13 protein-coding genes and 1 pseudogene are annotated in these 12,735 nt (G+C 63.4%); 6 read left to right on the top strand and 8 right to left on the bottom strand.

Annotated features, from left to right (window positions below; translation table 11 throughout):
* Window positions 1-474 precede the first annotated feature (474 nt).
* From AC3A43_RS18365 to AC3A43_RS18355, 3 genes are all read left to right on the top strand, one after another.
* Window positions 475-1,131: a BON domain-containing protein gene (locus AC3A43_RS18365; RefSeq protein WP_487794010.1), complete on the top strand. Its 657-nt coding sequence runs from the start codon at window positions 475-477 to the stop codon at window positions 1,129-1,131.
* Window positions 1,132-1,260: 129 nt separating this feature from the next.
* Window positions 1,261-2,058 (top strand): universal stress protein, encoded by a 798-nt coding sequence (locus AC3A43_RS18360; RefSeq protein WP_487794009.1) that lies wholly within the window; start codon window positions 1,261-1,263, stop codon window positions 2,056-2,058.
* 134 nt (window positions 2,059-2,192) lie between these two features.
* Window positions 2,193-2,567, top strand: a complete 375-nt coding sequence (locus AC3A43_RS18355) for a response regulator transcription factor (protein ID WP_487794008.1) — start codon at window positions 2,193-2,195, stop codon at window positions 2,565-2,567.
* Window positions 2,568-2,645: 78 nt separating this feature from the next.
* On the opposite strand, the gene AC3A43_RS18350 is transcribed toward AC3A43_RS18355, so the two are convergent.
* Window positions 2,646-3,200: an NUDIX hydrolase gene (locus AC3A43_RS18350; protein ID WP_487794007.1), complete on the bottom strand. Its 555-nt coding sequence runs from the start codon at window positions 3,198-3,200 to the stop codon at window positions 2,646-2,648.
* Between the two features lie 71 nt (window positions 3,201-3,271).
* On the opposite strand from AC3A43_RS18350, the gene AC3A43_RS18345 reads away from it, so the two are divergent.
* The 3 genes from AC3A43_RS18345 to AC3A43_RS18335 all read left to right on the top strand — a co-directional run bounded on the left by AC3A43_RS18345 (window position 3,272) and on the right by AC3A43_RS18335 (window position 7,231).
* Window positions 3,272-4,069, top strand: coding sequence for a universal stress protein (locus AC3A43_RS18345; protein WP_487794006.1), 798 nt, complete (start codon window positions 3,272-3,274; stop codon window positions 4,067-4,069).
* Window positions 4,070-4,212: 143 nt separating this feature from the next.
* Window positions 4,213-4,635 (top strand): universal stress protein, encoded by a 423-nt coding sequence (locus AC3A43_RS18340; RefSeq protein WP_487794005.1) that lies wholly within the window; start codon window positions 4,213-4,215, stop codon window positions 4,633-4,635.
* A gap of 19 nt (window positions 4,636-4,654) precedes the next feature.
* A complete protein-coding gene (locus AC3A43_RS18335) occupies window positions 4,655-7,231 on the top strand; it encodes a cation-translocating P-type ATPase (protein WP_487794004.1) in 2,577 nt (858 codons plus the stop codon).
* 241 nt (window positions 7,232-7,472) lie between these two features.
* On the opposite strand, the pseudogene AC3A43_RS18330 reads toward AC3A43_RS18335, so the two are convergent.
* The 7 genes and pseudogenes from AC3A43_RS18330 to AC3A43_RS18300 all read right to left on the bottom strand — a co-directional run.
* Window positions 7,473-7,643, bottom strand: a pseudogene (locus AC3A43_RS18330) (VIT1/CCC1 transporter family protein); the annotation flags it as partial.
* Window positions 7,640-8,086 carry a helix-turn-helix transcriptional regulator gene (locus AC3A43_RS18325; protein ID WP_487794003.1) on the bottom strand — a complete coding sequence of 149 codons (447 nt, stop codon included), beginning with the start codon at window positions 8,084-8,086 and terminating at the stop codon, window positions 7,640-7,642. The pseudogene AC3A43_RS18330 and the gene AC3A43_RS18325, both read right to left, overlap by 4 nt.
* 96 nt (window positions 8,087-8,182) lie before the next feature.
* On the bottom strand, window positions 8,183-8,836 hold the full coding sequence (locus AC3A43_RS18320) for a cytochrome b/b6 domain-containing protein (RefSeq protein ID WP_487794002.1): 654 nt from the start codon (window positions 8,834-8,836) through the stop codon (window positions 8,183-8,185).
* 424 nt (window positions 8,837-9,260) lie between these two features.
* Complete coding sequence (gene trxC, locus AC3A43_RS18315; RefSeq protein ID WP_487794001.1) at window positions 9,261-9,701, bottom strand: thioredoxin TrxC; 441 nt, start codon at window positions 9,699-9,701, stop codon at window positions 9,261-9,263.
* Window positions 9,702-9,785: 84 nt separating this feature from the next.
* On the bottom strand, window positions 9,786-9,896 hold the full coding sequence (gene cydX / locus AC3A43_RS18310; RefSeq protein ID WP_487794000.1) for a cytochrome bd-I oxidase subunit CydX: 111 nt from the start codon (window positions 9,894-9,896) through the stop codon (window positions 9,786-9,788).
* 14 nt (window positions 9,897-9,910) lie between these two features.
* A complete protein-coding gene (gene cydB, locus AC3A43_RS18305; protein ID WP_487793999.1) occupies window positions 9,911-11,059 on the bottom strand; it encodes a cytochrome d ubiquinol oxidase subunit II in 1,149 nt (382 codons plus the stop codon).
* A gap of 13 nt (window positions 11,060-11,072) precedes the next feature.
* A complete protein-coding gene (locus AC3A43_RS18300; RefSeq protein ID WP_487793998.1) occupies window positions 11,073-12,656 on the bottom strand; it encodes a cytochrome ubiquinol oxidase subunit I in 1,584 nt (527 codons plus the stop codon).
* Between the last annotated feature and the right edge of the window lie 79 nt (window positions 12,657-12,735).

The raw sequence follows: 12,735 nt of genomic DNA, 5'->3' as shown, positions 1-12,735 counted from the left end.
TGCGATCGCAGCAAGCGTTCGGTCGACGGGGGAACCCGCAAAGTGCGGGCTTCGGTGATTTAGGGGAGCGGCGATCATGCGTTGAATCGGGAATGCTACGTAAGGGCGAGGGTCCCCGGGGGCGTTTCATACCCTTACGGGGAAATGCGGATAGGCCGGGACTGCCGGGCGGCCCAGAACAGCATCGACTTGGTTGAGGAGACCGCGAAGGGTCTGGGAGATTGCCAGGCTCTGGCTTGGAGGGGACTGTGCTTGCTCTCAAGGCGGCACAGGATTTCCGCAGAGCCTTCGCGGTCGTTTCAGCCAGGTTTGTCTTTGAATGCGATTCCGATTTCATCCGCGACCCGATGCGATCGCTGCAATCAGGGATGCAGTGCTGCGGGGAGGCGATTGCGACCCGGCTTCTCGCGGCACTGCTAGCAACGTCGGCGCCCTTGTACGGCGCCTTTCCCCCCACGTCGCAGGAGACGAACGATGAAGAAGTCCGACAGCCAGCTGCAGCATGACGTTATGGCGGAACTCGAATGGGAGCCTGCCGTCGAACATGCCGAGATCGGCGTCGCCGTAAACCAGGGTGTTGTCACCCTGTCCGGCTATGTGAAGAATTTTACCGAGAAGCTTGCGGCCGAAAAGGCGGCGCGGCGCGTTTCGGGCGTCAAGGCGATCGCCGAAGAGATCAAGGTCCGCCTCGCCTCCGACAGCAAAATGGCGGATCATGAGATCGCCAAGCGGATCGTCGACATGATCGCCTGGACGGTCGCGATTCCCGAAGACAAGATCAAGGTTAAGGTCGAGCATGGCTGGGTGACGCTCACGGGCACGGTCGACTGGTATTTCCAGAGCAATGAAGCCCGCAAGGCCGCCGGGCGCGTCTCTGGCGTAATCGGGGTCAGCAACCTGATCGAGGTCAAGCAGCTGCCCGCGCCTGCGGACGTCAAAGACCGCATCGTCTCGGCGTTCAAGCGTCAGGCAAATCTCGATGCCGCAGGCGTGACCGTGACCACCGATGGTGGCACGGTGAGTCTGCGCGGAAACGTCCACGCCTGGAACGAGCGCGGCATCGCCGAGCGCGCCGCTTGGTCGGCACCCGGCGTGACCAAGGTCGAGGACCATCTGACGGTCGCCTACTGAAATCGACCCCGGCCTTTCAGGCCTACTGCGGCCGCTCCGGTGACGGGGCGGCCGCTTCTTATCCGTATGTTTGCGCATACCGAGCAGTGCGCGCCGTAACTACGCTGGAACGAGATAAGGAGTTGGCTCATGAAGAATATTCTTTTGCTCGTTCACCACGACGCGGGCCAGGAAGCCCGGCTACAGGCCGCCCTCGATATTACGCGCGCGGTCGACGGACATCTGGCCTGCATCGACGTCACGCCGTATCCGGTCCTCGCCGGCAATGAAGTCATGGGATATAGCGACACCGTCGTCGTGTACGACGAGCGTGACAGCGAGGCGAAGAACAAGGCGGCCATCACCGACCGCCTGGCACGCGAAGATGTAAGCTGGACCTGGGCGGACGTCATGGGGGACATGACAACCTCGGTCCTCGAAGCGGCCGATCTGGCCGACCTGATCATCCTCAATCGCGCGCTCGCCGGACACCCGCTTCCGGATATGCGCGACATCACGAGTTCCATTGTCTCGCGCACAAGTGCCGCGGTGCTCGCGGTGCCGGAGACGCTGGATCGCTTTTCGCTGGATCGCGCTCTGGTGGCTTGGGATGGCGGACGGTCCTGCGCGGCGGCGCTCCGCGCGGCAGCGCCTTTGCTCGCGCTTGCCACCGATGTCGAAATATTCATGGCCCGCGAAGATGAGGTGCGAAACGGTCCCGATGAAGCGGCCACCTATCTGTCCCGGCACGGCATCCATGCCGCGGTGAAGATCGTCGATCGATCCCATCATCGTCCCGACGCACTCATCGCGAGACAATCCGAGGCTTGGCGTGCCGATTATGTCGTGATGGGCGCTTATGGCCAGGGACGGCTGAGGGAAGCCTTCGGCGGCGTTACCAAGCGCATGTTGCAAGAAAGCACCCTGCCGCTTCTCCTCGGGCATTGATGGCGTTTCTGCCGATCCCGGGGCGGCAGTTCAGTGCCGCACGGGGCGTGGCCTTGTCAGCGCCCCTTGCGCGATGGCTATTTTTCCAGGGGTCTGCCTGGGTAACCGATGAAGTTTAGCCAAGGCCTGAAGTCATGAGGAACAACCCTCGAGTCCTGATCGTCGAAGACGATCCCGCCGTCCGGCGGTCGCTGCTGCTGCTGCTCAAGGGGCGCAATTTCGACGCCATCGCCTTTCCTACAGTGGCGCAGGCATCCGCCGATGCAGTGGTAAACCCGCCCGCCTGCCTCGTTGCCGATTATCGACTGGAGGATGGCGACGGTATCGCGCTGCTCGAGCAGTTGCGGGATCGGGGCTGGACCGGGCCTGCCATTTTGATTTCGGGGTTCGGGTCGACGGAGGTGTCGAACCGCGCGGTCGAGGTCGGCTATTCGGCTGTATTCGACAAACCGCTGCGCGAACACGCTCTCGTCGATACCGTCAGGCGCCTTGCCGGCGAAACCACCTGACCGGAAGATGCGCCAATCGGCCTAGCGCGTCCCGGAGCGCTGCCGGAGCAACGCTCGGCAACGTTTGAACCCTTTTCTCTATCCGGCTTTGATCGCCTCATGGTCGAGCAGATTTATGAGCCTGGTGAGCAACTCGCGCTGGCTTGGAAGTATCGCATCACTGGCCTCGGCGAGCGTCAACCATCGCGCGGCATCGATCTCGGGAAAGTGCTGGCGACGGCCGCTGCGCGGCGGCCACTCGATCTCGAACCGGTTGCTGACGATCTCCGTTGGATCGACGGCTTGCTCAATCGCGAAGGCCGTCACCCTTTTGCCACCGGTCTGACGGATGCTGCCAAGCGGCTGAAGGGCACCGCTGAAGTGTATCCCAATCTCTTCCGACACCTCGCGGCGGGCGGCCTCTTCGGGCGATTCGCCTGCTTCGACGACACCTTTCGGTATCTGCCACGCCTCTTTCTCCCGGCCGCGCCAATAGGGCCCGCCGGGATGGACCAGGAGAACCAGCAGGCCCTCGGCAGATTGGCGATAGAAAAGCACGCCGGCGCTGTGCGGCATCTTCCCGGGCATGACCTTGTCGCTCCTGACATGAGAGTTGAGGAAGCTGCTCTCTTCCCCGACGGGGTCCCTGTTCATCCGTATCATTGCGCATAGTCACGACATGCGATTTTGCCGCAACCTTGGCGCTGACTGTATAGGAGCGCAACATGAAGACGGTACTTCTGCTGGTCCATGACGATGAGGGCCAGGACGCGAGACTTGACGCCGCCCTTGGTATTGCCCGCGCTCTCGATGGTCACCTCGCCTGTCTCGACGTGACATCGAGTCCGATCATTGCCGGCGAAATCTATGTCGGTTTCGGCGAGTCCGCGATCCTGTCTGACGAACGCGCCGGCGAGGCCCGGAACCAGACCGCGATGAGCGACCGGCTTTCTCGCGAGGATATCGACTGGAGCTGGGCTGATGCAACGGGCGACATCGCGAGCTGCGTTTCCGACGCGGCCGACCTTGCCGATCTCATCGTCCTCAACCGCGCGCTCGATGGTCACCGGGTGCCGGACATGCGCGCGATCGTGACGCACATCCTGGCTCGCACCCATGCGCCCCTCATCGCGGTCCCGCCCGCGCTCGAGCGCTTCGAGTTCGACCGCGTGCTCATCGCCTGGGATGGCCGCTCTTCGTCGGCAGCCGCCCTTCGTGCGAGCGTTCCCCTTCTTTCGCTCGCCAAGGAGATCGAAATCTTTACGGCGCGCGACGGAGATAATGGCGCCGATCCCGCGGACGCGGCCGCCTATCTGTCCCGCTATCGCATCCGGGCGGAAACCCGCGTCACCGCGCGTGGCGGTCGCCACCCCAGTGCGTGCATTGCTGCGGAGTGCGATCGCTGGAGCGCAGACTATGTCGTGATGGGAGCTTATGGTCGCGGACGGTGGCGCGAAACCTTTGGCGGGGTTACCAAGAAAATGCTCGCAGACTGTTCTGTCCCACTGCTGCTGATGCATTGATCGGGATCGAGGGTGCGAAACTCGCTCGTCCGGGCCGACTACGTAGACATGCTTAAGGCTGCGACTGCCCGATCCCGCTAGATATATCGGGCGATTTCCAGGCGCCCCAGCGCCGGTCGGGTAAGTTTTGCAGGAGCGCGGCCATGTACCGCAACATTCTCGTACCGGTTGATCTCGACAAGTGCGGACAATCGGTCGGCGCGTTGGCCGCGGCTGCCACGCCCGCGCGCGCATTCGATGCGTCACTAACTTTGCTGACCATATTGTCGGATTGGAGCGTCCTGGCACGGGCGGAGCGGTCGCCCGTCACGACGCGGCTCCTGTTCGAGAGCGCTCATGCGCGTCTTGCCGCTCTCGGACACGGGATTGAAAACGCCGGACCTGTCACGTGCCGCGTGGAATCCGGGCTCGCCTATCGCGCTATCCTCACTGCCGCCCGAGAGATTGGCGCCGATCTCATCATCCTGGCGCCGTCCCCCGCAATATGGACCGACGCAATCTTCGGGACAACGGCATTGCGCGTATCGCGCCGCGCGCAATGCTCGGTTCTCGTCGTGCGTGATTGAGATGGCGAGCGAACCGCAAATGGCGGCCCCGACACGCAATGACCCAGACAAACCTGACTTCGCAGGGTTGAGCGAGGCCGAAGCGCGCGCGAGGTTCGCGGCCGACGGGCCCAATGAATTGCCGAGCACGGGGCGAAGGACCGGACTCCGCATCCTGTTCGACGTCATCCGCGAGCCGATGCTCGCATTGCTCGTCGCGGGCGGAGCCGTCTATCTCGCGCTCGGCGACACGCGTGAGGCGCTGGTGCTGCTCGCACTCTCGACATTGTCGGTGGTCATCACCGTCATCCAGGAATCGCGGAGCGAAAAGGCGCTCGAGGCCCTTCGCGATCTCGCCAGTCCGCGCGCGCTCGTCATCCGCGGCGGCGAGCGGCTGCGCATAGCCGGGCGGGAGGTCGTCTGCGGCGATCTCGTCGTCCTCGCCGAAGGCGACCGAGTGCCAGCCGACGGTTGGGTCGTCGAAGCCCACGCTTTGCAACTCGATGAATCGCTTCTCACCGGCGAGTCGGTGCCGGTCCGCAAGTCCGAGATCGCTGCGCCCTTTCCAGTCGATCCCCCGCGCGCCGGCGGCGATATGCTTGCCTTTATATTCTCCGGCGCGCTGGTGGTCGGCGGCAGCGGTATGTGCCGCGTCGCCGCGACCGGTGGGCGGAGCGAGATCGGCCGGATCGGCCAGTCGCTGGCCAGCCTCGATATCGAGGCGCCGCGCCTTCACCGGCAGATGCGGCGTCTCGTGCTCTTTTTCGCGATCGGGGGCATCGCGGCTTGCCTTCTCGCGGTGCTGCTTCACGGGCTGCTGCGCGGAGAATGGCTCGAAGGCGCGTTGGCGGGGATCGCGCTCGGTATGTCGCTGCTCCCCGAGGAATTTCCTGTCGTCCTTGCGGTGTTCATGGCGATGGGCGCCATGCGCCTTTCGCGCGTACGCGTCCTGGCACGGCGCGCCGCTGCAATCGAAACGCTCGGATCAACGACGGTTCTGTGTACCGACAAGACAGGGACGTTGACCCAAAACCGGATGACACTTGCCACTTTGCGACTGCCCGATGGGCACGCGTTCGACGCACGATCGGAGGATGTTCTACCAAGCATGTTCTGGCCGCTGGTCGAACTCGGCGTGCTCGCGAGCGCACCCGAGGCTTTCGATCCGATGGAGATCGCCTTTCATGATTTCGCGGCGCAGGGCGTCGCCGCTGGGCATGTGATGCGGCGTGACGGTGCCTGGGAGCTGGAGCAGCGCTACCCGCTCGATCCGGCGTTGCTCGCGGTGTCCCACCTCTGGGAGATGGGCGATGGCGTGCGAGGCGAACGGCTCGTTGCCGCAAAGGGCGCGCCCGAGGCTATCGCCGAGCTTTGCCGCCTCGACGACGCGGCGCGCGCCGCGGTTCGCGCCGCCGCGAACCTGATGGGGGTACAGGGACTGCGCGTCCTCGGCGTCGCCGAGGCGCGCTGGTCCGGGTCGACTCCTCCGGCCAGCCAGCGCGAATTCGATTTCGTTTTCCATGGGCTGGTTGGACTTCACGACCCACTCCGCCCGTCCGTGCCCGAAGCCGTCCGCCAGTGCCGCAGCGCGGGTATCCGCGTTGTCATGATAACCGGCGATTATCCCGAGACGGCGCGGGCGATAGCGCGCGAAGCTGGCCTCGCCGAAGGCGAGGTGATGAGCGGCGCTATGCTTTCCGAGCTGGACGACGCGGGATTGGCCGAGGCGCTGCCTCGCGTCACGATCTTTGCGCGCATCATGCCCGAACAGAAGCTGCGCATCGTCCAGGCCTTCAAGGCGGCGGGCGAGATTGTCGGAATGACTGGCGATGGCGTCAACGATGCGCCGTCGCTCAAGGCCGCGCATATCGGGGTGGCGATGGGAGGGCGCGGCACCGACGTCGCGCGCGAAGCCTCTTCGATCGTTCTGCTCGACGATGATTTCGGATCTATTGTGACTGCAATCCGCGTCGGGCGCCGGATATTCGACAATCTGCGCAAGGCAATGGGTTTCATCGTCGCGGTGCACGTCCCGATCGCGGGGCTGGCGCTCGCCCCGCTGCTGCTCGGTTTCCCCATTCTTCTTGGGCCCATCCACATCGCCCTGATCGAGATGATCATCGATCCCGTATGTTCGCTGGTGTTCGAGGCGGAAACTGAGGAGGAGGGCGTGATGCAGCGGCCGCCGCGCGAGCCCGACAGTGCGTTGATGCCGCGCGCGCTGCTCATATGGTCGGTCGCGCAAGGTGGCGTCGCCTTCGCCGCGATCGCCGCGCTTCTTCTTTGGGCACGTGGCATTGGCATCGCAGAAGCCGGGTTGCGCAGCCTTGCTGTCTTCGCGTTGGTGACGTGCGTGCTGGCTCTCGTGCTGGTCAACCGGTCCTTTTCGGCCTCGCTTTTTCGCGCGGTCGTGCGGCCCAATATCGCCCTTGCGGCAGTCGTAGCGGTGGTCGCGGTGGTGCTCGGACTTGCACAATTCGCCCCGCCGGTACGCACTTTGCTGTCCTTCGGCTCTCTTGGTCCAGCTGAGAGCGCGTGGGTGGCCGCAACCGGCCTGCTTGTCCTCTTCCTGCTCGAGACGCTGAAACGCTTTCTGCGGATCGCTCCGGCCAACTGAATGCAAGGCTCCGGTTCAGCTAAGCCCGGCTGCTCGGATGTCGAGCCCTTCCGCAATCGAGACGGCCAAGATGCCCGAATTTTCCCAAACGCGAACTGGCCCTGAATCATGGCATCGTCTGTTTTCGGCATTCCTTGTAAAAGGCAGCCGGACCGGAGCCGGCCAGTCGATGCGGTTCAAGATTTCCTTTAGCCAAGATCGGCCAGAAGAAATGACGCCGCGACAGCCAGCATGATTATCGGGCCACCAGGCCGGCGATCCCCGAGACAAGGATTGCGGCGCGCGGTGCGCCCGATGCGGCAACGCCCATGATCAGGCTCGCGGTCGAGACGATGCCGTCGTTGGCGGCGAGAACGGCGCCACGTAGCCAGCCGATGCGCGAAACGAGATGGCTTTCGCGGTGGCTTCTCATGCCTTGTTCCCCTGCGGTTTGGCTTCGGTCGGTTTGATCGCGTCGCCGTCGACAAGATCTTCGACCATCAGGGCCAGCAGGCCGACTTGCGAGTGCACACCGGCCTTGGCGTAGATGCGCGCGAGTTGCGCCCGGATCGTCCCCGATGCCGCGCCGCGAAGGTGCGCAATTTCGGCCGCATCGAAACCCTTGAGCGCGAACAGGGCGACGTCGGCCTCGGCACCGGTCAGGTGCCAGTCGAGAAACCGCTGCCGGATAAGGTCCGACATCGCGCCGCGCGCCGTTGCGACGGCCGTCTCGTCGAGCCGGGCGCGAAGGATCAGCCAGCGCAGCTGGAGCGCGCCGAAGACGACGCCAGCGAGAAGCGCGACGGTCGCGCCGGTTTCGACGAGCAGGTGCATGCTCCAGCCATCGTCGGCGATGTCGCCGGCGACGTCAGCCATGAAGAAGATCGTTGCCAGAGCCTGGAGGACCACCAGAAAAGTGGTCGCGACCGCCCGACGTTCCAGCGCTCTGCGTCTTTGCTGCATGGCCACGGACTACGCGCGCCCGGGCAACATAGCCAACAGGATTTCCCGGCCGCTGCGGCGCGTCTCGAAGACCACCCCGGCGATATGCAGCGCGATGAGAATGTAGAGCAGGTTGACGGCCGTCTCATGCACCTCTTCCCACACGCTTTCCTCGCCTTCCGCACCTTCGGCCTCTTCATCGCCATCGCTCTGTTCCACGACAAGCTTCTGGGTAACCTCGCCCGACCACTCCGCTCGATCGAGGAAAGCCGTCGAAGGTGGTCCCGCCATCGCTATCCCGCTGGCGATGATGACGCCGAGCATGCTCCAGATTGCATAGACCATCAGCGCGCCGAGCGGATTGTGCGAGCGATGAACCTCCTTTTTGCCGGTCCGTATGTCGCGCACATGACCTAGCGCCTGGCGCAGGCTCGGGGGGAAGGCCGAGAAGCGGGCCTCCGCGGGGCCTATCAATCCCCACAGCAGGCGGAGCGCGAGGATGGCGGCGAGTGCATAGCCGACCCAGATATGTACGCCGGACCCTTCCTCGGTGACCAGCGCGTTGGCGATGATAGCCGTGACGATCGACCAGTGGGTGATTTTCACGACAGGATCCCAGCTACGGCGCGAGCGAACCGGTCTCGTGACAACTTCATCGGAATCGAGAGGGGGCGAAACAGGCATGAGGCTTTCCTTCGTTGGTCGAAGTGTCTGATCATGATTCGGGAGCCCAGGCTATCGACGAACCGCTTATGAGCGCGGTTGTAAGCAGCTGCTTATGTCTTGAATTTTCGCGGTGATAAATCTTGGCCGCTTCTCCCATTTCTTGCTCTGCTCGCCCTGAAGCCACCGACTACTGGCGACAACGGGCCAGGTGACGCGATGTCTTTCAAGATCTTTTGGCGCATCGGTACAATCGCGACGCACGCTGTATCGCTAGCGGGATCGCGCGACCCAGAAGAGTTCTTCCTCTGACGAGGATAAATTTCTTCATCTGGCGCCCGCTAGGTTCTGGCGGGCGCCTTTTTTTCGGTTGTGAGGCGCCGCGGGGAGGGCCTCTCGACGGGCTCGCCGTTTGGCGGATGTCCCAAAAAGATCGATGCCCGGATCAGCTACGGACCAACTTTCGTGCCCAGGCTGCGAGCGCCGTACGGTCCATCAGACCCGACTGACGCGCCACCTCGCGTCCGCCGACGAAGAGCAGCAGTGTTGGAATCGAGCGGATCGCATATCGCGCGGCGAGCGCCTGCTCGGCCTCGGTATCGACTTTGACCAGCCTGAAATCGGGCTCAAGGTCTTGGGCGGCGGCAGCGAATACAGGGGCCATCGCCTTGCAGGGGCCGCACCATTCCGCCCAGAAATCGACCAAGACGGGTAATGTTCCGGTGCGGATCAGGCGGTCAAAGCGGCTGGCGTCCAGCGCTTGCGGCTTGCCTTCAAAAAGTTGCGCGCCGCATTTGCCGCAGCGCGGCGCGTCGGCGAGACGCGCGCGCGGCACGCGGTTGGCGCCGTCGCAAGCCGGGCAGATAAGGATTTCCGGGTCGGTCATAGGCGGCTGTCCTGTCATGCGGCGACGGAACGTCCAAGCGCGAACTCAATCGTCCGTCCCTCCCGAACCGTTTCGGCTCATCATTTATAAAGTCGCATCCTCGTCGGCAGGAGAATGGAACTCGTGCCAGAGCCCGTTCAAGATGCCGAAGCCCACTGCGAGGCCGAGGCCGAGCACCCAGGTGAAATACCACATAGCCTATCCTCCGGTCAGTAGAAGTCGGGGTTGGTGCGAACGTCGTCGAGGGTGACACGGCCGAACAATATCTTGAGCACCCAGGCCGTGTACGCGAGCACGATCGGCAGAAAGATCAACGTCACGACGAGCATGATCCACAAGGTCAGATGGCTCGATGAGGCGTTCCAGACGGTCAGGCTCGAATGCGGGTCGATCGAGCTCGGCAGGATGAAGGGGAACATCGACAGGCCCACGGTCGAAATGATGCCCAGGACCGCGAGCGCCGATCCCGCGAACAACAGGCCCTGCTGGCGGCGGGCAATGGCGAGATAGGCAAGGATCGGACCGACGAAGCCCAACACCGGTGCAAGCAGCATCCAGGGGTGGCGTCCGTAATTGTCGAGCCACGCCCCGCCCGCGGGAACTGCGGTCGTCCAGAGCGGGTTGGACGGGCCTGCTGCGTCGACGGCACCCTCGATGCGGTAGCCGATGCCGGTCGTCGCGACCATCATCCCGCCGATCGCGAACAGGGCGACGACGAGCAGCGCGGCGATTTTGCCAATACGGCGTGCCCGCTCCATCACCGCACCATCTTCGATTTTCAGCGCGAGCCAGCCGGCGCCGTGCAATATGATCATCGCGACCGAGAGCAGGCCGGTGAGGAGCGTGAAGGGCGTGAAGAGACCGAGCAGCGACCCTTCGTAGAAAGCGCGCAAATCGCTATCGAGACGGAAGGGTGCGCCAATGAGGACGTTGCCGACCGCGACCCCGAACACCAGCGCAGGCACGAATCCGCCGACGAACAAGGCCCAGTCCCAGCGGCTGCGCCAGGCTGGGTCGTCATGCTTCGAGCGATATTTGAACGCCACGGGCCGCAGGATCAGTGCAGCCAGAACGAGGAATATCGCGAGATAGAAGCCCGAGAAGCTGATCGCATAGACATAGGGCCAGGCCGCAAAGATCGCGCCGCCACCAAGAATCAGCCAGACCTGATGCCCTTCCCATGTCGGCGCGATGCTGTTGATCGCGAGGCGTCGTTCCTCGTCGCTCTTCGCGACGAAGGGCAGCAGCGCCGCAACGCCGAGATCATAACCGTCGGTCAGCGCGAAGCCGATGAGCAATACACCCATCAGCAGCCACCAGATCAGGCGGAGCGTCTCATAATCGAAGGGAATCGCCATGATCGGATCCTTCTTATTCGGCGGGCAGCGGGGCATAGCCCGCGCCGGGATTGGCGGTCGTGCCGACGCTGCTGTCGGCGCTGCGTTTCGGCTCTGGTCCCTTGCGGATGCTGGCGAGCATCAGCCGCACTTCGATCACCGCGAGCCCGCCATAGAGCAAAGTGAACGCGACGATCGTCGTCCAGAGCTGCGCCACCGTCAGGCTCGATACGCCGAGGAAAGTGGGAAGCACGCCCTCGATCGCCCACGGCTGGCGGCCATATTCGGCGAGCACCCAGCCCATTTCGATGGCGATCCATGGAAGCGGAATGATCAGAACGGCGAGGCGCAGGAACCATTTCACGTCGAACCGCCGCACGGTCGCGAAATAGAAGGCGAGGGCGAAGAAGCCGATGAAGAAGAAGCCGAGCCCGGCCATCAGGCGGAACAGCCAGAAGGTGACGGGCACGTTCGGGACCGTGTCCCACGCCGCCTTCATCACCTGGTCGGGGCTCGCGGCCTGCGGATCGGCGACATAGCGCTTGAGCAACAGTGCATAGCCTAGGTCGGCGCGATGCTGCTCGAAAGTCGCGCGCGCTGGGGCATCGGTGCGGTCGGCTTTCAGCGCTTCGAGCGCGCCATAGGCGATCTGGCCGCTTTCGATACGTTCCTGCGCGTGGAGGACGAGCTCGTTGATCCCCTGGACTTGCCCGGTCAGGCTGCGCGTCGAAATGAGCCCGAGAACATAGGGTATCTTGATCTCATAATATGTCGTGCGGTCGGTGACCGAGGGGAAGCCGATCAGCGTCAGCCCGGCGGGCGCCTTTTCGGTGTGCCACATCGCCTCGATCGCGGCGAGCTTCATTTTCTGGTTGTCGGTGAGCGCATAGCCCGACTCATCGCCGAGCACGACGACCGACAGCGACGAGGCGAGGCCGAAGGCGGCCGCGACGGTCAGCGAGCGCTTGGCGAGCGCGGTGAAGCGACCGCGCAGCAGATACCAGGCCGAAATGCCGACAACGAAGACCGAGGCGGTGACATAGCCGGCGCTGACGGTGTGGACGAACTTCGCTTGTGCGACCGGATTGAAGAGTACCGAATAGAAGTCGGCGACCTCCATCCGCATGGTGTCGCTGTTGAAGCGCGAGCCGACCGGATTCTGCATCCAGCCGTTGGCGATCAGGATCCAGAGCGCTGACAGGTTCGACCCCAGGGCGACGAGGAAGGTCACCAGCAAATGTCCCCGCTTGGACAATTTGTCCCAGCCGAAGAACATCAATCCCACAAACGTCGCCTCGAGGAAAAAGGCCATCAGCCCCTCGATCGCCAGCGGCGCGCCAAAAACGTCGCCGACATAGTGCGAATAATAGGACCAGTTCATGCCGAACTCGAATTCCATCGTCAGCCCGGTGGCCACCCCGAGAACGAAGTTGATTCCGAACAGCTTGGCCCAGAACCGCGTTATGGTGCGCCAGATCTCGCGCTCGGTGATGACATAGATACTCTCCATGATCACGAGCATGAAGGAGAGGCCGAGAGTGAGCGGCACGAACAGAAAATGATACATGGCCGTCAGTGCAAATTGCAGACGGGAAAGTTCGACTACAGCCAGATCCATGGCGTCACTCCTGAACGGCGACTCGGACGGCGCGCCGCATCGCTTGCGGGCACGTCATTTAATGAATATAAGAATGTAT

The sequence above is a fragment of the Sphingopyxis sp. Soil_C_28 genome, from assembly GCF_057657055.1.
Note: the sequence above shows the minus strand (reverse complement) of the source record. Positions and strands in the feature narration are given on the sequence as shown.